This window comes from Microcella humidisoli, from assembly GCF_024362325.1.
Classification (GTDB): Bacteria; Actinomycetota; Actinomycetes; order Actinomycetales; family Microbacteriaceae; genus Microcella; species Microcella humidisoli.
On the sequence record NZ_CP101497.1, the window covers coordinates 1,340,538 to 1,360,283 of the forward strand.

Below are 19,746 nucleotides of genomic sequence, written 5' to 3' on the forward strand. Positions count from 1 at the left end.
TGCTCTGCCGGGGCCCGTGAGCCGTGCTCGGTGTACGCGGCGCGGGTCAGCGCCCGCGGCGCTGGCCGCCGGTCGAGTTCGACCGCACGACCTGGCCCACGCGGATGCCGCCGGCGCTCGCGCCGCCCGCCGACGATGCCCGGCGCGAGCCCTGCCGCGCGCGGGGCGCGGCCGCGGGGGCGTCGGTGCGGGGTGCGGCGGTGTGGGGTGCGGCGGTGCGGGCGGGAGCCGCTGCGCGAGCAGGAGCGGCGGTGCCGGCTGCGGTGGTCGACGCGCCGGAGCGGCGCTGGCCGCCCTGACCGCCCTGTCCACCCTGACCGCCGCGTCCACCGCGCGATGACTGTCCGCCGCGCGACGACTGGCCGCCGGCCTGACCGTCGCGGTTCGCGCGCTTGCGCTGGGCGTTGGCGCCCTGCGAGCGTCCGCCGCCTTCGGGCTGGCGCTGCAGCACAGCAGGCAGCTCGTGCGCGGCCACGCGGGGCGCGACCTCGCCGATCAGTCGCGTGACCGCGGCCGACTCGGTCGTAACCTGCTGGGGCTGCACGCGAATCGCGGCCTTGCGCAGCAGGTCGGCGGTGTCGCGACGCTGCTCGGGCAGCACGAGGGTGACGACGTCGCCCGCGGCGCCGGCACGGGCCGTGCGGCCCGAGCGGTGCAGGTACGCCTTGTGCTCCATGGGCGGGTCGACGTGGATGACGAGCTCGATGTCGTCGACGTGCACGCCCCGCGCCGCGACATCCGTCGCCACGAGCACGCGCACGCTGCCGTCGCCGAATGCGGCGAGGTTGCGGTCGCGCGCCGGCTGCGAGAGGTTGCCGTGCAGGTCGACCGCGGGGATGCCCTGCTCGGTGAGCGACTTCGCGAGCTTCTTGGCCGTGTGCTTGGTGCGCATGAACAGGATGCGGCGGCCGCTGCCCGAGGCGAGCGCGGTGATCATGCGCTTCTTCTCGTCGGCGCCCGAGAGCTCGAACACGTGGTGCGTCATGTCAGCGACGGGCGAGTTGGCCTCGTCGACCGAGTGCATCACGGGGTTGTGCAGGAACTGCTTGACGAGCTTGTCGACCCCGTTGTCGAGGGTCGCGCTGAACAGCAGGCGCTGGCCGTCGTTCGGCGTGGCCTTCATGATGCGCGTGACGCCGGGCAGGAAGCCCAGGTCGGCCATGTGGTCGGCCTCGTCGAGCACGGTGATCTCGACGGCGTCGAGCGTCACGAAGCGCTGCTGCATGAGGTCTTCGAGGCGGCCGGGGCACGCCACGATGATGTCGACGCCCGCGTTGAGCGCCTGTACCTGACGGTGCTGCGAGACGCCGCCGAAGATCGTGGTCGTGGTGAGGCCGTAGGCCTTGGCGAGCGGCTCGAGCACGGCGTTGATCTGCGTGGCGAGCTCGCGGGTGGGCGCGAGCACCATGCCGAGCGGCGCGCCCTTGCGGCGCGATCCGCCGGCGAGGCGCGTGCCGAGGCGCGCGATCATCGGAATCGAGAAGGCCAGGGTCTTGCCCGAGCCGGTCTTGCCGCGGCCGAGCACGTCGCGCCCGGCGAGGGTGTCGGGCAGGGTGTCGACCTGGATCGGGAAGGCCTCGGTCTTGCCCTGCGCGGTCAGCACCTCGACGAGCGGGTACGGAACGCCGAGGGCGCTGAAGGTGGAGTTCTGGGTGGTCATGGGTCGTGCCTTTCGAGCAGGGTGATCCCCCGCATCCCCGGCCGATTGGTCAGGATGCTCAGCTCACGCCATGCGGGCGTGCGAACAGGAATCGAGTGGCGACGGCGGCAACGGCCGACATCGTTCGCCGTGAGAAAGTATCGAACCGCCGGATGCGCGAGTCGGTGCGCGAGGGGCGGGATGAGGAAGCGTTCTACGACGCAGGAGAGCTGAGAACAGTTCTGCCTATGCCTCAACCGTAGCAGGTCGCCCCGACGACCGGCCTCAGAGGACGAGCCGGCCGTCGCCGTACCGCTCGCCCACCGGGATCTCCACGTCGACGACATTGCCCGCCGGCGCGAGCGGGCACGCCCACGCCTCGTCGTAGGCGCACGAGGGGTTGTAGGCGAAGTTGAGGTCGAGCACGATCGACCACGGCGCGCGGCCTCCGCCGAGGTCGGCGCCCTTGACGGTGTCGAGCAGGTAGCGCCCGCCGCCGTAGGTGCCTCCGGGCACGCGCGAGAGGGCGTCGCGCACGGGCACGAACAGCCCGCCTCCGTACGACGCGAGCCGCCAGACGTCGAGCGAGCCGACCCCGGGCACCTCGACGAGCCCGAGCCGCTCGAACGGCACGACCCCGTCGGTGCCGGTTTCGACGTCGAGCCGCTGCGGCTCCGCATCCTGAATCACGCACTCGAAGCGCCACGCCGGGTCGTAGGGCTTCACGCGCAGTCCCGTGAACGCCTCGCGGTCGGCGGGCAGCAGGGGCGAGGCGGGGTGGTGGGCGAAGAGCTCGTCGCGCGTGCGCCGCCAGTGGTCGTGCGCGGCGACGAGGTCGGTCGCGGCCCGCAGCTCGGCGTAGAGCGCGGCGGTGCGGCGCCGCCAGTCGGCGACGGCGAGAGCGCTCACGGCGCGGTCGGGGGTGGCGTTCGTCGACTCGGTGGATGCGGCGCTCACGCAGCGCCACCCGCGGCGGTCGACTCGCCGGAGCCGGCCGCGCCCGTCGGGCTCGCGCCGAACTGCGCCGCCCACCCGGGCGCGAGCTTCTGGATCTGCCGCCCGCGCAACCGCCAGAACACCGCGAACCCGAGCCACGCGAACGGCGTGAGCAGCCCCGCGCGCACGTCGAGCGTGTCGTGGAACCGCGTGCGCGTCTCGGGGCTCATCGGGTTCGGGCTGATCGCCATCTGGTGGTGCCAGCCGGTGACGACGGTCATCGCCCCGCTCAGCGGCCCACCCTCGTCGTGCACGACGCGGGTGCCGTCGAGGCGCGTCTCGTCGCGCAGGCGGATGACCTGCGTGCCCATCGGCAGCACGCCGAGCATGCGCAGCCGCACGCGGTGCTCGCCTCCCGGCCACCGGTCGGGGAATCCCCCGGGCTCGAGCGACTCGGCCGTCGTGATCGGGCCCGACACCTCTCGGAACACCGCGGGGGAGTGCACGGCCTCCCACGCCGCATCGGCCGGGCAGTCGAGCAGCAGATCGAGTCGCACGCGCATGCGCCCAGTCTGGGGCACGTCGATACGATCGACCTGTGACCGGCCCTCTCGACTCCTCCGATCCCGCCGCGCAAGAGCGCTACCAGGTGCGCGTCGACGTCGGGCTCGACGGCGCGCGCCGCATCGGCGCAAGCGCCCACCTGCTTGTCTGGTGCGATGGCCTCGCGACGGAGCCCGTGCCGCTGGATGCCCTGCCGCCACACCTCGAGGTCATCGACGCCCGCTGCGGGGCGGCATCCGCGATCGCGCAGCGGCTGCTCGACCTGCAGGCCGCGCGCGGCGAGCGCACGATGGTCGCGGTCGTCGCGGCGGGGGCGCCCGTGCAGGCGCCGGAGGGCATCCCCGTCGAAGACCTGCTACTCACCGGTGCCGTCGTCGACGCCCTCGGCGCGGTCGGCATCGACGCCACGAGCCCCGAGGCGGCCGTCGCCGCGGCGGGCTACCAGGGCCTGCGCGGCGCCGTCGCCCACATGCTCAGCGCCTCGGTCGGGGGGCGGATGCTCGCCGCGAGCGAGGGACCGGACGCCGTGAGCGCAGCGCGGGCGCGCTGGGAATCGACCGAACTCGTCGTGCTGCGGGAATTCGACCTGACAGCCTGAGGTTGTGCCGATGACCGGCACCACTCGACCGCAGGAGGACCCATGAAGGCTCACGTCAACGGCACCGTCATCGCCGAAGCCCCCGAGAGCGAACTCATCAAGATCGAGGGCAACTGGTACTTCCCGCCGTCGAGCATCGTCGAGGGCTTCCTCACCACGAGCCCCACGCCCTACACCTGCCCCTGGAAGGGCGAGTGCCAGTACTTCACGGTGACGGTCGACGGCCAGGCGCTGCCCGACCGCGCGTGGAGCTACCCGACCCCGTACCCGAGCGGCATCGAGCGCGTCGGCAAAGACTTCAGCAACTACGTGGCCTTCTGGAAAGAGGTCAGCGTCTCCGAGTAGGCGTCTCGGAGTAGGCGTCTCGGAGTAGGCGTCTTCGAGTAGGCGTCTCGTCGTAGGCCCGAACACGGGCGGGCGCGCGGTCGGCTCAGCCGGCCGCGACCTCCCGCTCGTGCCACGTGATGAGCGCGGCACGGCTGAACGCGCGCGAACAGCGGCCGCACGAGACCTCGCGGCCGGGGCGGCGGAACCGAACGAACTCGTGCCCCCGCGGGCACGACCCGCGCCAGCGCGCGCGGTCGTCGGCGATCGGGCCGTCGTGCGTGACGCCGCCGACGTAGCCGAGCTCGCGCGCGATGCGACGCCACTCGGCCCCGTGGCCCGTTCCCGGGCCGGCGAGCGCGTGGGCGACCTCGTGCAGCAGCGTCTGGTGGATGGCGTCGTCGTCGAAGCGTTCGGCGAGGTGGCGCGACACGGTGATGCGCTTGCGGCGGAAGTCGCAGAGCCCCGCACGTCGCGTCGCGCGGTCGAAGTCGAAGCTCCAGCTCGCGTCGAGGTGCAGCGCGAGCAGGGCGTTCGCCCAGTGCCGCACCCGCTCGAGATCGCTCACAGCCTCGATGGTAGGCGGCACCTCTGACGCGGAGGCGCTGACGCGGCGGTGCGGCTCAGCCGCGCGGCGCGAGTTCGACGACGATGAGCCGGTCATCGTCGGGGCCCGGGTCACCGCGCCCGTCGGTGTTGTTCGTCACGATGAGCAGCCGGCCGTCGGGGGTCGCGACAGCATCGCGGATGCGGCCGAGCCGCTCGACGAAGTGCGGGCGGCTGCCGCCGGGGTTCGCGAGGTCGATGCTCCACAGCCGCTGGCCGCGCAGCCCCGTCATGAAGAGCGTGCCCTCGACGATCGCGATGCCGCTCGGGCTCGCCTCGCTCGTGGCCCACTGCTGCACGGGGTCGCGGAATCCGCCCGCGCCGTCGGCGCCCTCGACCACGGGCCAGCCGTAGTTGGCGCCGGGCACGATGCGGTTGAGCTCGTCCCACGTGTTCTGCCCGAACTCGGCGGCCCACAGCTGGCCGTCGGCGTCGAAGGCGATGCCCTGCGGGTTGCGGTGCCCGAGCGAGTAGACGTACGAGCCGGGGGTCGGGTTGTCGGCGGGCACCCCGCCATCCGGCGCGATGCGCAGAATCTTGCCCGCGAGCGACCCCGGGTCTTGCGCGCGAGCGGTCTGCTGCGCGTCGCCGGTCGTGGCGTACAGCATCCCGTCGGGGCCGAAGGCGAGGCGCCCGCCGTTGTGGGTGCGCGCTTTCGGGATGCCCGCGAGCAGCACCTCGGGGGCGCCGAGCCGGTACTGCCCGGGTGTGCCGGTGACCGGCAGACGCACGATGCGGTTGTCCGCCGCCGCCGTGTAGTACGCGTAGAGGTACGGCGTGCCCTCGTCGAGCGCCGCGAGACCGAGCAGGCCGCCCTCGCCGCCGGGCACGACACCGGGCACGGTGCCGACGACGGAGATGCGGCCCTCGGGCGAGAGCTCGACGATGCGCGCGGTGTCGCGCTCGCTCAGGAACACCGAGCCGGTGGCGAGGGGCACAATCGACCAGGGGGCCCGTAGGCCCGAGGCGAGCACGCCGAGCTCGCCCGTCGGGGCGAGGGCCGGGAGAGGCGCGGCGGGCATCGAGCTCGAGGGGGTCGGCGACGGGGTCGCGGCGCCGAGCGGAGCCAGCCCCGTCGGCTCGGGCGCCGGTCCGGGCGCAGCGCACGACGTCATGGTGAGCGCCGCCACGACGAGCGCGGCGGTCAGCAGCCTGCGGGGCATCACGACTCCTCCCGGTGGCCTCCTCCCCAGGGGCCCCGCGCTCAGGATGGCTCCGGCTCCTGGGTGCTCGATGTGCGCGCTGGGCGGAGGGTGTTACTGTCGGCGGAGCAACTGAGGAAAGGTCGTCGATGTCGCTGTTCGAGGCGCTGGGAGGCGAGCGGGGCATCCGCCGCTTCGTCGACGAGCTCGGTCGGCGGCTCGTCGACGATGCCGAACTCGGGCCGCTCTTCGCGGGCGTCGACGGCGAGGGGCTGCAGCGGCACCGGGAGCACTACTTCTCGGCGGTGCTCGGCGGGCCGGAGCTCTACTCGGGGCGCGGGTTGCGCGAGGCGCACCGGCACCTCGGCATCGACGATGCGCAGTTCGACCGCTTCGCGACGATCGCCGACGAGGCGCTCGCCGCGATCGATGCGGGTGCCGATGTCGTCGCCGATGTGCGCGACCTGCTGTCCCGGTTGCGCCCCGTCGTCGTCGCGGGGGCCTCGGGCTCGATCAGTCGGCCGGGCGATCCCGACCGGCTCGCGTGAACAAACTCGTCGACGGGGCGGGCGACGGCACGGCGGTCTGATCGCTCACCACGGGGGCACCGGCGATCCAGTTGATGAGATCGCGCCCGGCGACGACGGCCGCGGGGTGCGGCCCGCGGGCCATGAGCCGCGGCATCCAGTCGAGCGGCAGCCCGCTCGCCGACGCGATAAGCACGACGTTGCCGAACCGGCGGCCCTTGAGCACGCTCGTCTCGGCGAGCGCGGCCACATCATCGAGCACGAGCCGCAGCGTCGCCGCTTGCCCGCGTGCGAAGGCGAGACCGGGGCCGTCGGCCACATTGACGGCCACGATGCCGCCGGGGGCGAGGAACGCGGCGACCTCGCGGTAGAACTCCACGCTCGTCACATGGGCCGGGATGCGCGCGCCGCTGAAGACGTCGACCACGACGAGGTCGACGGCCCCGTGCAGGGCGTCGGGCAGGCGGGCGAGCATCGCGCGGGCATCCCCGTAGCGAACCCGGATGCCGGAGCGCGCCGGAAGCGGCAGCTGCTCGCGCACGAAGCCGACGAGGGCCTCGTCGAGCTCGATGACCTGCTGGCGGGAACCGGGGCGGGTGGCGTGGATGTAGCGCGGCAGGGTCAGGGCCCCCGCGCCCAGGTGCAGGGCAGTCATCGGCTGCCCGGGGTCACCCCACTCGTCGATGACGTGGCCGATGCGCTGCACGTACTCGAAGAACAGCCGACTCGGGTCGTCGAGGTCGACGTGCGACTGGGGCGTGCCGTCGACGATGAGCGTGTAGCTGCCGTCGGACCAGCGATCGGCCTCGATGACGGCGCGCAGGCCGCTCGGCAGGCGCAGTTCGGCGGGGGCGGTCATGCCCGACAGCGTGCCACACCGCGCCGGTCCCCAGCACTGTGAGCGATGCTCGCCGAAAATGAGTAATGCGCGGCCTGCGCCGGGGCGGTCCCGCGCGGCAGACTGGAGGCGCCGGCACGCAGGACGACCGCACGGAAGGAGCCGCGATGAGCCTGTACGACGACATCGGGGGAGCCCCGGCGATCCGCCTCGCGGTCTCGGTCTTCTACCACCGCGTCACGGCCGACGAGTCGCTCGCGCCCTGGTTCGACGGCATCGACATCGACCGCCTCATGGCGCACCAGCGCGCCTTCCTCACGGTCGCTCTCGGTGGCCCCGACCTGTTCTCGGGCCGCTCGATGAGCGGGGCGCACGCGGGGCTCGCCATCACCGACGATGCCTTCGACGCTGTCACCGAGCACCTCGCCTACGCCCTGCTCGATGTCGGGCTGGCGCACGCCCAGGTGAGCGACGTCATCGCGGGGCTGCAGCCGCTGCGCGCTCAGGTCGTCGAGTCGGCGGCCGCGACGGCCTGATCGCTCGCGCCGAGCCCGAGGGCCCCGGCCAGCTCGCCGCGCCGCCGCACGCCCAGCTTCGTGTAGGCCGACTGCAGATGGTTGTTGACCGTGCGGGGTGAGAGGAACAGCCGCGCGGCGATGTCGTTGCTCGCCATGCCGCGGGCCGCGAGCGTGGCGATCTCGCGTTCGCGCGCGGTGAGCGGTTCGAGCTCCGTCCCGAAGTGCAGAGGGGCGGTGGATGCGCCCTCCGTGCGCTCGGCGATCGTTCGGGCGCGGCCGACGAGCTGCGCGGCCTCGCGCGCGCGGCCGTCACGGCGCGCGGCGTCGGCGGCGAGCGCGAGCGACTCCGCGGCGTGCAGCAGGTACCCGTGCCGCTCCCACTCCGCACCCACGGCGTTGAGCCCCTCCAGGTCGGCGTCGGCCATCGCGCGCGCCGTGCGGGCGCGCAGGCGCACGACGGGCGAGTCCGCTTCGGCGAGCATGCCCTCGAGCAGCGTCGCTGCCGTGGGGGCGTCGCCGAGCCGGGCGAGGTCGAGTGCCAGGATGCTCGCAAAGTCGAGGTCGCCCGACTCGATGCGCTGCCGTGTGCGCCGCGCGAGCCGTTCGCGCGCCGCCGCGGCATTGCCGCCGACCGATTCGACCCAGGCCCAGCCGAGCAGTAGCAGCGAGTCGTCCTCGATCATCGCTTCGGGCACCCTCGCGATCACCTGTCGAGCCTCGTCGATGAGCCCCTGCTGCGCGCGCACGCGCGCCAGCACGCCCCGCCCGAGCGGCTCGTAGCCGGCCGGCCCGCGCGTGCGGGCTCCCGCGATGACGTCTTTCAGCCAGCGGGCCGAGGTCTCGAGGCGTCCCATCGCCAGCAGCACGGCCGCCAGGGTGAACTCGGCCTGGCGGCCCCGCAGCTCGTCATCGAGCTCGATCGCCTCGGCGAGCGCGTCGGTCGCGAATGCCTTGGCCTCGTCGAGCCGGCAGGCTTGGGCGAGCGTGACGGCGCGCATGAGGTAGGCGACGCGAAGCGGGATCGACGAGTCGCGGAGGCGCGCCGCGGCGAGCGCGCGCTCGGTCGTGCGCAGGGCATCGTCGGTGCGTCCGAGGGCCACGTAGGGCACGGCGCTGTTGAGGTCGAGCTCGGCCTGCTCGGCAGCGCTCGACCCCTCGGGGATGAGTTCGAGCTCGGCGAGCGCCTCGCGCGGCCGCTCGAGGCCGACCAGAATGCGCGCTCGGGCCTGCCGCAGTCGGCGGGCGGCGTCGGGCAGGCGCTCCGGTGCGCCGTCGAGCAGCGCGATCGCCTCGTCGAACCGGCCGCTCACGGTGATGAGGGCGGTCGTCGTCATCGTCAGGATGCGCGCCGTGCGGTGCTGGTCGGCGGGCGCGGCGTCGTCGAGTTCGCGGGCGCGCGCGAGCGCGGCCAGGGCATCGTCGACGCGGCCGAGCTTCGTGAGGGCATCCGCATGGATCAGCAGCAGTTCGGTGTCGACCGTGCCCGACTGCTCGGCGGCTGTCGCGAGCCGCGCGACGAGCTCGAAGTCCTCGGTCAGCAGGGCGAGCCGCGCGGCGTCGCCCAGGAATGCGGCGTCGCCCGGCACCCCTGCATCGAGACGCCAGGTCGCGATGCGCACGGCGTCGAGCTCGCGATCGGGCGAGGCCTCGGCACGCGCCGCGTGATCGAGCAGCTGGTCGATGCGCCGCAGCGTCGGCACGCGCGCTTGCATCGCCGCGGCATACTGCGGGTGCGCGATCGTGGCGATGAACCGCCCCGCCTCCGAGCGAAGCTGCACGAGCTGCTGCTGCTCGAGTTCGCCGAGCGCCGTGCGCAGCTCGGGCTCGACGACGTGCGAGAGCGGCACTGACTGGCACACGGCGAGCCGCTGCATGACCTCCAGCTGTGCGGGGGCGAGCCCGCTCAGCCGGCTCGCGATCAGTTCGCCGAGCGCAGTCGAGCCCCCCGGCGTGCCCTGCAGCACCCACGACCCGTGATGCTCGGTGAGCGAGCAGGTCGCCTGCGCGTGCGCCACGAGCTCGCGCAGGAAGAGCGGGTTGCCGCCCGAGGCGCCGTGCAACGCGACGACCGTCTGATGAGCGACGGTATTGCCGAGCACGACGGGCAGCAGCTGGTCGACGTCGCCGACCGAGAGCGGGGCGATCGGGATGCGCAGCGCGCGATCGGAGGTCCACAGCGCGACCATCGGCTCGGGCAGCGGTTCGCCGTCGCGGGCCGTGGCGAGCAGGGTGATCGCGCCGCCGAGGGCGAGCTGAGCGAGCACGGCGACCGAGAGCGCGTCGAGCTGCGGCAGGTCGTCGACGACGACGAGCAGCGGGCCCTCGGCGCTGCGCTGCGCGGCGAGCTCCTCGGCGAACGCCATGAGCGTCGCGGTGTCGGTGCCGATGCGCGCGATGTCCTGCCGCGTCGCCCCCATGAGGGGGATGAGCGCGGCGAGCGGCACAGCCGAGAGGCTCGCGCTCGCCACGATGCGGTTGCCGCGCCAGCCGTCGCGCTCGAGCCGCTCGGTGAGCTCGCCCGCGAGGCGCGTCTTCCCGACGCCGGCCTCGCCCGAGAGCACCACAAGAGCGATGCGCCCCGACTCGAGGGCCGCGCGCGCTTGGGCGAGCTGCGCCGTCCGGCCGACGAGCGGCCACAGCCCGTCGGCACGCGCGGCGAGCGCCTCAGGCGGGGGAGAGCTCATCGGCGGATGCGGTCCTTCACGACAACCGGAGGCGCCGGAGCGGCGCTGATCCGAAGTGTACTCAGCGCCTCGCCCACGGGGGAGTGCCGACTGAGTAATCGTCCGCCGCGAGTTGAGCAACGGTTGCCCATCTGCCGCGCGTGCGGTTTCGCGAGGGTGGAACCACGCCGAGAACGGCGCCCCCGAACCCCCGCCCGAGACCCGGGCCACACCACCGAAGGACGATCCCATGCGCACCATCGCACACCGCCTCGCGGCCCTCGGCGCCACCGCCGTGGTCGTCGCCGGCACCGCCCTCGCGGCGACCCCCGCCCATGCGGCCGGCGCCGCACCCGTCGCTGTCGACGATTTCTACACGGCGGCGCCGGGCGAGCTGCTCGTGCTCGACCCGAGCATCAGCCCCTTCGCCAACGACTACGACCCGGAGGGCGACGCTCTCGACTTCTTCCACACCGATGTGAATGCCGGCGCATTCCCCGGAGGGTCGATCGTGACCATGTACACCCCGCAGACGCCCGTGACGATCCAGATCTCGGCCGATGCGAGCGGCACCGTCGGCTTCCAGTACCGCGTCACAGACGGGACCACGCCGAGTGCCTGGGGCAAGGTCTCCATCGAGGTCGTCCCGGTCGGTGATCCCGAACCGCAGCCCGAGCCCGAGACGCCTTCCAACACCCCGCCTGTTGGTGTCGACGACTGGTACTACGTGGTTCCGGGCGAGAACTACTCGCTGCCGGGATCCACGGTGCTGGCCAATGCGAGCGATGCGGACGGAGATGCCATCACGGCCCAGTGGGCCACATCCCTCCCCGGTGACTTCACGCAGGCGGTCGATGGATCGTTCTCCTGGAGCGTGCCGGCCGACTTCTGCGGCGAATTCCCGGTGCAGTACCGACCCTTCGACGGCATCGAAGCGGGGAATCTCACCACGATCACGCTGCGCGCTTCGGTCGATGCGAGCGGAATCTACGCGCCCTGCGCCGCGCCCGTCGAGACTCTGGTCGCCAACGACGACCTATTCTTCGCCGAGCCCGGTCAGTCCATCACTGTCCCGGCTACCTGGGGCCTTCTGTCGAACGACGTGCACTCCGGCGGCACCGGTTTCGGGGTCGTGAGCTACTCCGAGCCCAGTGCTGGAGCGTTCGCCCTGCTCGCCGACGGGTCGTTCACGTGGACGGCACCTGCTGACTTCTGCGACACGCTCACATTCACGTACACCGCGGGCGACGGGGCAGCGACGAGCAACGTCGCTACCGTGACCCTGTATGCGAGCATCAGCGGCGGCGACGTCGAGTGCGAGGAGCCTGGCGACGAGACGGGCGGGGAGCCCGGCGACGAGCCCATCGACCAGCCCGGCTCGCCGACCATCCCGACGTTGCCGCTGCCGACCGACCCGGGCACGCCCGTCGACGAGCCCGGTCAGCCCGAGTACGCGGCCACGCCCGGTCGCGACGGTCTCGCCCACACGGGCGCCGATGACCTCGCCCAGGGCATCGGCTGGGGTGCGCTCCTCGCCATCGTGCTGGGGCTCGGCTTCCTGGCCCCGCGCCTGCGCCGCGGTCGGGCCGCCTAGCGCCGACGAGCCCGCAGGGGCGGGATGCTCACCGCGAGCATCCCGCCCCTGACGCGTCTGCGCGCACCGCGGTCGACGCTCGAGCGCACGGTTATAGCGCAGCGACCGCAATAGGTCAAGAATCGGACTGGACACGACGACCCGAGCGCGCCTAGTATTGAGGTTTGCGCTCCCATGTCTGATCAGCCGCCATATGGCGGGCGGCGATCGTGCCCCGAGTATAGCGGCGGGGTGGATTCCGATTGCACGGAATCCCCGCGGGTCCGGCGCGTCCATTCGACCGCACTCACCTGTCGACGACCGACAGAATCCGGGCCTTTGAGCCCACGGAGGTTAGATCCTTGGCTGCTGCGCGCACCGCTAAGAACCAGTCCCCCAAGAACGGCCGCACCGCATCGCGGCTCTCTTTCGCCAAGATCAGCGACACGCTGACCGTTCCCGACCTGCTCGCCCTGCAGACGGAGAGCTTCGACTGGCTCGTCGGCAACGACGCCTGGAAGGCTCGACTCGCCGAGGCGCAGGCCGCTGGCCGCACCGACGTGCCGACGCACAGCGGGCTCGAGGAGATCTTCGAGGAGATCTCTCCGATCGAGGACCTGGGCGAGACGATGCAGCTCTCGTTCACGAACCCCTACCTCGAAGAGCAGAAGTACTCGATCGACGAGTGCAAGGAGCGCGGCAAGACCTACGCCGCCCCGCTCTACGTCGAGGCCGAGTTCATGAACCACATGACCGGTGAGATCAAGACCCAGACGGTCTTCATGGGCGACTTCCCGCTCATGACCGAGAAGGGCACCTTCATCATCAACGGCACCGAGCGTGTCGTGGTGTCGCAGCTCGTTCGCTCGCCCGGCGTCTACTTCGAGCGCCAGCTCGACAAGACGACCGATAAGGACGTCTACACCGCGCGCATCATCCCCAGCCGCGGCGCCTGGCTCGAGTTCGAGGTCGACAAGCGCGACCAGGTCGGCGTGCGCATCGACCGCAAGCGCAAGCAGTCGGTCACGGTGTTCCTCAAGGCCCTCGGTCTGACGACCGAGGAGATCCGCGAGAAGTTCGCCGGCTTCGAGTCGATCGAGCAGACCCTCGAGAAGGACGCCATCCTCACTAAGGAGGAGGCCCTCAAGGACATCTACCGCAAGCTGCGCCCGGGCGAGCAGGTCGCCGCCGAGGCTGCGCGCGCGCTGCTCGACAACTTCTACTTCAACCCGAAGCGCTACGACCTCGCGAAGGTGGGCCGTTACAAGCTCAACCGCAAGCTGGGTCTGGATGCGCCGCTCGCCGACTCGGTGCTGAGCGTCGACGACATCGTCGCGACGATCCGCTACATGGTGTCGCTGCACGAGTCGCGCACGACCCTGCCGGGTCAGCGTGACGGCAAGCCCGTCGAGCTGCGTCTCGATGTCGACGACATCGACCACTTCGGCAACCGTCGCATCCGCGCCGTGGGCGAGCTCATCCAGAACCAGGTGCGCACGGGTCTCAGCCGCATGGAGCGCGTCGTGCGCGAGCGCATGACCACGCAGGACATCGAGGCGATCACGCCGCAGACCCTGATCAACGTGCGCCCCGTCGTGGCCGCGATCAAGGAGTTCTTCGGCACCTCGCAGCTGAGCCAGTTCATGGACCAGAACAACCCGCTCGCGGGCCTCACCCACAAGCGCCGCCTGTCGGCGCTCGGCCCGGGTGGCTTGTCGCGCGAGCGCGCCGGCGTCGAGGTGCGCGACGTGCACCCCTCGCACTACGGCCGCATGTGCCCCATCGAGACCCCGGAAGGCCCGAACATCGGCCTCATCGGCTCGCTCGCCTCGTTCGCGCGCATCAACGCGTTCGGCTTCATCGAGACCCCGTACCGCCGCGTCACCAAGGGCAAGGTCACGGCGACGATCGACTACCTGACCGCGAGCGAGGAGGACGACCACGTCGTCGCCCAGGCCGGTGCGCCGCTCAACAAGGACGGGTCGTTCGCCGAGGAGCGCGTGCTCGTGCGTCGCAAGGGCGGCGAGGTCGAGCTCGTGCCGTCGGAGCAGGTCGACTACATGGACGTCTCGCCGCGCCAGATGGTGTCGGTCGCGACCTCGCTCATCCCGTTCCTCGAGCACGACGACGCGAACCGCGCCCTCATGGGTGCCAACATGCAGCGTCAGGCCGTTCCGCTGCTCCGTTCCGAGTCGCCGCTCGTCGGCACCGGCATGGAGAGCTACGCGGCCGTCGACGCCGGCGACGTCATCACCGCCACGGCGGCCGGTGTCGTCACCTCGGTCTCGGCCGACTCGGTCACGGTGCAGCTCGACGAGGGCGGAACGCAGGACTACTTCCTGCGCAAGTTCGACCGCTCGAACCAGGGCACGAACTACAACCACCGCGTCGTCGTCAGCGCGGGCGACCGCATCGAGGTCGGCGAGGTCATCGCCGATGGCCCGGCCACCGAGAACGGCGAGCTCGCGCTCGGCAAGAACCTGCTCGTCGCGTTCATGTCGTGGGAAGGCCACAACTTCGAAGACGCGATCATCCTCAGCCAGAACCTCGTGAAGGACGACACGCTGTCGTCGATCCACATCGAGGAGTACGAGGTGGATGCGCGCGACACGAAGCTCGGCAAGGAAGAGATCACCCGTGATCTGCCGAACGTGAGCCCCGAGCTGCTGGCCGACCTCGACGAGCGCGGCATCATCCGCATCGGTGCCGAGGTGCGCCCCGGCGACATCCTCGTCGGCAAGGTCACGCCCAAGGGCGAGACCGAGCTCTCGGCCGAGGAGCGCCTGCTGCGCGCGATCTTCAACGAGAAGTCGCGCGAGGTGCGCGACACCTCGCTCAAGGTTCCTCACGGCGAGCAGGGCACGATCATCGGCGTCAAGGTGTTCGACGCGCAGGACGGCGACGACGAGCTCGGCTCGGGCGTCAACCAGCGCGTGGTCGTCTACATCGCCCAGAAGCGCAAGATCTCCGAGGGCGACAAGCTCGCCGGCCGCCACGGCAACAAGGGCGTCATCTCGAAGATCCTGCCGGTGGAGGACATGCCGTTCCTCGAGGACGGCACGCCCGTCGACATCGTGCTCAACCCGCTCGGCGTCCCCGGTCGCATGAACTTCGGCCAGGTGCTCGAGATCCACATGGGCTGGGCGGCATCGCGCGGCTGGAAGATCGAGGGCACTCCCGAGTGGGCCGAGGGAATCCCGGCCAACGCTCGCGAGGCGGCGCCCGGCACGAAGATCGCGACGCCCGTGTTCGACGGTGCGCGCGAGGACGAGATCGCCGGTCTGCTCGACTCGACGCTCCCGAACCGCGACGGTGTGCGCATGATCGACTCGACCGGAAAGGCTCGTCTCTTCGACGGCCGCTCGGGCGAGCCGTTCCCCGACCCGATCTCGGTCGGCTACATGTACATCCTGAAGCTCCACCACCTCGTCGACGACAAGATCCACGCGCGCTCGACGGGCCCCTACTCGATGATCACGCAGCAGCCCCTGGGCGGTAAGGCCCAGTTCGGCGGCCAGCGGTTCGGTGAGATGGAGGTGTGGGCGCTCGAGGCCTATGGTGCGGCGTACGCGCTGCAGGAGCTCCTGACGATCAAGTCCGACGACATCCTCGGCCGCGTGAAGGTCTACGAAGCCATCGTCAAGGGCGAGAACATCCAGGAGCCCGGCATTCCCGAGAGCTTCAAGGTGCTCATCAAGGAGATGCAGTCGCTGTGCCTGAACGTCGAGGTCCTCTCGGCCGACGGCTCCGTGCTCAGCCTGAAGGACACGGATGACGAGGTCTTCCGCGCCGCAGAGGAGCTGGGCATCAACATCTCCACCCGCTTCGAGTCCTCGTCGATCGACGAGATCTGATCCGGGCATCCCGAGTATTCGCTAGACGCTGACGACTGCAAGTAAGAGAAGAGAAATCTGTGCTCGACGCAAAAACTTTCGATGAGCTCCGCATCGGCCTCGCGACCGCTGACGACATCCGTCGCTGGTCGCACGGTGAGGTGAAGAAGCCGGAGACGATCAACTACCGCACGCTCAAGCCCGAGAAGGACGGCCTGTTCGGCGAGCAGATCTTCGGGCCCTCCCGCGACTGGGAGTGCTCGTGCGGCAAGTACAAGCGGGTGCGCTTCAAGGGCATCGTGTGCGAGCGCTGCGGCGTGGAGGTCACCAAGTCCTCCGTGCGTCGCGAGCGCATGGGCCACATCGAGCTCGCCGCTCCCGTCACGCACATCTGGTACTTCAAGGGTGTGCCGAGCCGCCTCGGCTACCTGCTCGACATGGCGCCGAAAGACCTCGAGAAGGTCATCTACTTCGCCGCCTACATGGTCATCTCGATCGATGAGGACGGCCGTCACGCCGACCTCCCCGGGCTCGAGAACGAGCTGCGGCTCGAGATCAAGACCCTGGAGGGCCAACGCGACGCCGGCATCGCGACGCGCATGCAGCGTCTCGAGACCGAGCTCGCCGAGCTCGAGGCAGAGGGCGCCAAGGCCGACCAGAAGCGCAAGGTGAAAGACGCCGGCGAGAAGGAGATGGGCCAGATCCGCAAGTCGTTCGACGAGCAGATCGCCCAGCTCGAGCGCGTGTGGGAGGACTTCCGCACGCTCAAGGTCGGCGACCTCAAGCCGGAGGACTCGGTCTTCCAGGAGCTGCAGGACCGTTTCGGCCTGTACTTCGAGGCCCACATGGGTGCCGAGGCCATCAAGAAGCGCCTCGAGGCGTTCGACCTCGCCGCCGAGAGCGAGCTGCTGCACGAGCAGATCGCCACGGGCAAGGGTCAGAAGAAGATCCGCGCGATCAAGCGCCTGAAGGTCGTCAACTCCTTCCTGCAGACCGGCAACTCGCCGGCCGCGATGGTGCTCGATGTCGTGCCGGTGATCCCGCCGGAGCTGCGCCCGATGGTGCAGCTCGACGGTGGCCGCTTCGCGACCTCCGACCTCAACGACCTGTACCGCCGCGTCATCAACCGCAACAACCGTCTGCGCCGTCTTCTCGACCTCGGGGCTCCCGAGATCATCGTGAACAACGAGAAGCGCATGCTGCAGGAGGCCGTCGACGCCCTGTTCGACAACGGCCGCCGCGGTCGTCCGGTCACGGGCACGGGTAACCGTGCGCTGAAGTCGCTGAGCGACATGCTCAAGGGCAAGCAGGGCCGGTTCCGTCAGAACCTGCTCGGCAAGCGCGTCGACTACTCGGGCCGTTCGGTCATCGTCGTCGGACCGCAGCTCAAGCTGCACCAGTGCGGTCTGCCGAAGCTCATGGCGCTCGAGCTGTTCAAGCCGTTCGTCATCAAGCGCCTCATCGACCTGGGCCACGCGCAGAACATCAAGAGCGCCAAGCGCATGGTCGAGCGGTCGCGTCCGCAGGTGTGGGACGTGCTCGAGGAGATCATCCGCGAGCGCCCCGTGCTGCTGAACCGCGCGCCCACCCTGCACCGCCTCGGCATCCAGGCCTTCGAGCCTCAGCTCGTCGAGGGCAAGGCCATCCAGCTGCACCCGCTCGTCTGCGCCGCGTTCAACGCGGACTTCGACGGTGACCAGATGGCCGTGCACCTGCCGCTGTCGGTCGAGGCTCAGGCCGAGGCCCGCATCCTCATGCTCGCGTCGAACAACATCCTCAAGCCGTCCGACGGCCGCCCGGTGACGGTTCCCACGCAGGACATGATCATCGGTCTGCACCACCTCACGACCGTGCGCGAGGGCGCCGCCGGCGAGGGCCGCGCGTTCTCCTCGGTCGCCGAGGCGATCATGGCCATGGATCAGGGCTCGCTGCACCTCAACGCGCCGGTGCGCATCCGCCTCTACGGCGAGAAGTTCGCCGATGGTCGCGAGCTGCGCGAGACGACGCTGGGCCGCGCGCTGTTCAACGAGCAGCTGCCGGCCGACTACCCCTACGTGGATGCGGTGGCCGACAAGGGCGCGATCTCGCAGATCGTCAACGACCTCGCCGAGCGCTACCCCAAGACGGTGGTCGCGGCGACGCTCGACAAGGTGAAGGACGCCGGCTTCTACTGGGCGACCCGCTCGGGTGTGACCGTCGCGCTCAGCGACGTGCTCACCCCGCCGAAGAAGAAGGAGATCGTCGCCGAGTACGAGAAGAAGGCGGCGAAGATCCAGGGCCAGTTCGACAAGGGTCTGACGACCGATGACGAGCGGCGCCGCGAGCTGGTCGAGCTGTGGACGGAGGGCACGAAGGCCGTCAACGACGAGATGCGCGCCAACTTCCCGGCCGACAACACGATCAACCGCATGGTCACCTCGGGTGCCCGTGGTAACTGGCTGCAGGTCGGCAACATCGCCGGTATGCGCGGTCTCGTGTCGAACCCGCGCGGTGAGATCATCGCCCGCCCGATCATCAACTCGTACCGCGAGGGCCTGTCGGTGGCGGAGTACTTCATCGCCACGCACGGTGCCCGCAAGGGTCTGGCCGACACCGCTCTGCGCACGGCCGACTCGGGCTACCTGACCCGTCGACTCGTCGACGTGGCGCAGGACGTCATCATCCGCGAGGAGGACTGCGGCACGGGCAAGGGTCTCGACTTCACGATCGCGCACGAGGTCGACGGCGGTTGGGTTCGCGACGACAATGTCGAGAACCTCGTCTTCGCCCGCACGCTCGCGACCGACGCGGTCAGCGCCTCGGGCACGATCGTCGCGCAGGCCGGTGCCGATGTCGGCGACGTGCTGATCGACGAGCTCGTCGCGGCGGGTGTCGCCGAGATCAAGGTGCGCTCGGTGCTGACGTGCGAGTCGGCGGTCGGCGTCTGCGCCGCCTGCTACGGCCGCTCGCTGGCCACGGGCACGCGCGTCGACCTCGGTGAGGCCGTCGGCATCATCGCGGCCCAGTCGATCGGTGAGCCCGGAACGCAGCTCACGATGCGCACCTTCCACACCGGTGGTTCGGCCTCCGCGGCCGACATCACGCAGGGTCTTCCCCGCGTCACCGAGCTGTTCGAGGCGCGCACGCCGAAGGGCGCGAGCCCCATCGCCGAGAGCGCCGGCCGCATCAGCATCGACGACAGCGGTGCTCAGCTGAAGATCGTGCTCACGCCGGACAGTGGCGAGGAGGAGGTCGTGTACGTCGTCTCGAAGCGCGCGCGCCTGCTCGTCGAGGACGGCCAGCACGTCGAGCTGGGTCACCAGATCTTCGTCGGCACGGTCGACCCGAAGGAGGTGCTGCGTGTGAAGGGCGTCCGCGCCGTGCAGCAGCACCTCGTCGAGGGCGTGCAGGGGGTCTACCGCTCGCAGGGCGTGCCGATCCACGACAAGCACCTCGAGGTCATCGTGCGTCAGATGCTGCGCAAGGTCACCGTCGTCGACCACGGCGAGACCGATCTGCTGCCGGGCGAGCTCGTCGACCGTTCGAAGTACAACCAGATCAACCGCGCCGCGCTGGCCGAGGGCAAGAAGACCGCCTCGGCCCGCCAGGAGGTCATGGGCATCACCAAGGCCTCGCTCGCGACCGAGTCGTGGCTGTCGGCCGCGTCCTTCCAGGAGACCACCCGCGTGCTCACGCAGGCGGCCATGGAGGGCAAGCGCGACCCGCTGCTGGGGCTCAAGGAGAACGTGATCATCGGCAAGCTGATCCCGGCCGGTACCGGTCTGCCCGCGTACCGCAACGTCACGGTCGAGGCGACGGAGGAGGCGAAGTCCGAGCGGTACCCCAACCGCATCTTCGCCGACGACACCGCCCTGACCGAGGCCGACCTGTCGTTCGTCGACTTCGATACGTTCTCGAGCGACGACTACACGCCGGGCACGTACAACTAGGCCCGAGTTCGATCGAGTGCGCCCGCGGAACCCACGGTTCCGCGGGCGCACTCGTT

Annotated in this window: 14 protein-coding genes; 7 read left to right on the forward strand and 7 right to left on the reverse strand. The window is 70.7% G+C overall.

All coding sequences use genetic code 11. The annotated features are described in order from the left end of the window. Positions 1-46: 46 nt before the first annotated feature. The 3 genes from NNL39_RS06400 to NNL39_RS06410 form a co-directional block, all read right to left on the reverse strand. A complete protein-coding gene (locus tag NNL39_RS06400) occupies positions 47-1,660 on the reverse strand; it encodes a DEAD/DEAH box helicase (protein WP_255158137.1) in 1,614 nt (537 codons plus the stop codon). Between the two features lie 264 nt (positions 1,661-1,924). Then, the gene (locus NNL39_RS06405; protein WP_255158138.1) at positions 1,925-2,596 is read right to left on the reverse strand and encodes a DUF1684 domain-containing protein; all 672 of its coding nucleotides are present in this window, start codon (positions 2,594-2,596) and stop codon (positions 1,925-1,927) included. Further along, entirely contained in the window at positions 2,593-3,138 is a 546-nt protein-coding gene (locus tag NNL39_RS06410; protein WP_255158139.1) for a hypothetical protein, read from the reverse strand. Before NNL39_RS06410 ends, NNL39_RS06405 begins: the two co-directional genes overlap by 4 nt. Before the next feature lie 35 nt (positions 3,139-3,173). Between NNL39_RS06410 and NNL39_RS06415 the strand changes: the two genes are divergently transcribed. Next, complete coding sequence (locus tag NNL39_RS06415) at positions 3,174-3,737, forward strand: hypothetical protein (RefSeq protein WP_255158140.1); 564 nt, start codon at positions 3,174-3,176, stop codon at positions 3,735-3,737. Positions 3,738-3,779: 42 nt separating this feature from the next. Beyond that, positions 3,780-4,082 carry a DUF427 domain-containing protein gene (locus NNL39_RS06420; protein WP_255158141.1) on the forward strand — a complete coding sequence of 101 codons (303 nt, stop codon included), beginning with the start codon at positions 3,780-3,782 and terminating at the stop codon, positions 4,080-4,082. A gap of 85 nt (positions 4,083-4,167) precedes the next feature. On the opposite strand, the gene NNL39_RS06425 is transcribed toward NNL39_RS06420, so the two are convergent. Further along, positions 4,168-4,629: a SprT-like domain-containing protein gene (locus NNL39_RS06425; protein ID WP_255158142.1), complete on the reverse strand. Its 462-nt coding sequence runs from the start codon at positions 4,627-4,629 to the stop codon at positions 4,168-4,170. Between the two features lie 55 nt (positions 4,630-4,684). Next, positions 4,685-5,830, reverse strand: coding sequence for a PQQ-dependent sugar dehydrogenase (locus NNL39_RS06430; protein ID WP_255158143.1), 1,146 nt, complete (start codon positions 5,828-5,830; stop codon positions 4,685-4,687). 128 nt (positions 5,831-5,958) lie between these two features. Here NNL39_RS06430 and NNL39_RS06435 point away from each other — a divergent pair, with 128 nt between their 5' ends. Continuing rightward, complete coding sequence (locus NNL39_RS06435) at positions 5,959-6,357, forward strand: group I truncated hemoglobin (RefSeq protein ID WP_255158144.1); 399 nt, start codon at positions 5,959-5,961, stop codon at positions 6,355-6,357. Here NNL39_RS06435 and NNL39_RS06440 read toward each other — a convergent pair. After that, entirely contained in the window at positions 6,323-7,195 is an 873-nt protein-coding gene (locus NNL39_RS06440) for a spermidine synthase (RefSeq protein WP_255158145.1), read from the reverse strand. The genes NNL39_RS06435 and NNL39_RS06440 overlap by 35 nt on opposite strands. Before the next feature lie 146 nt (positions 7,196-7,341). On the opposite strand from NNL39_RS06440, the gene NNL39_RS06445 reads away from it, so the two are divergent. Beyond that, positions 7,342-7,710 (forward strand): group I truncated hemoglobin, encoded by a 369-nt coding sequence (locus tag NNL39_RS06445; protein WP_255158146.1) that lies wholly within the window; start codon positions 7,342-7,344, stop codon positions 7,708-7,710. Here the strand turns inward: NNL39_RS06445 and NNL39_RS06450 are convergent. Further along, positions 7,677-10,376, reverse strand: coding sequence for a helix-turn-helix transcriptional regulator (locus NNL39_RS06450; protein WP_255158147.1), 2,700 nt, complete (start codon positions 10,374-10,376; stop codon positions 7,677-7,679). The two genes, NNL39_RS06445 and NNL39_RS06450, sit on opposite strands and share 34 nt — an antisense overlap. 229 nt (positions 10,377-10,605) lie before the next feature. On the opposite strand from NNL39_RS06450, the gene NNL39_RS06455 reads away from it, so the two are divergent. The 3 genes from NNL39_RS06455 to rpoC all read left to right on the forward strand — a co-directional run bounded on the left by NNL39_RS06455 (position 10,606) and on the right by rpoC (position 19,690). Then, positions 10,606-11,949, forward strand: a complete 1,344-nt coding sequence (locus tag NNL39_RS06455; RefSeq protein ID WP_255158149.1) for an Ig-like domain-containing protein — start codon at positions 10,606-10,608, stop codon at positions 11,947-11,949. A 341-nt stretch (positions 11,950-12,290) separates the two neighbouring features. Beyond that, positions 12,291-15,782 carry a DNA-directed RNA polymerase subunit beta gene (gene rpoB / locus NNL39_RS06460; RefSeq protein WP_255158151.1) on the forward strand — a complete coding sequence of 1,164 codons (3,492 nt, stop codon included), beginning with the start codon at positions 12,291-12,293 and terminating at the stop codon, positions 15,780-15,782. 59 nt (positions 15,783-15,841) lie between these two features. After that, positions 15,842-19,690, forward strand: a complete 3,849-nt coding sequence (gene rpoC, locus NNL39_RS06465; RefSeq protein WP_255158153.1) for a DNA-directed RNA polymerase subunit beta' — start codon at positions 15,842-15,844, stop codon at positions 19,688-19,690. Positions 19,691-19,746 lie beyond the last annotated feature (56 nt).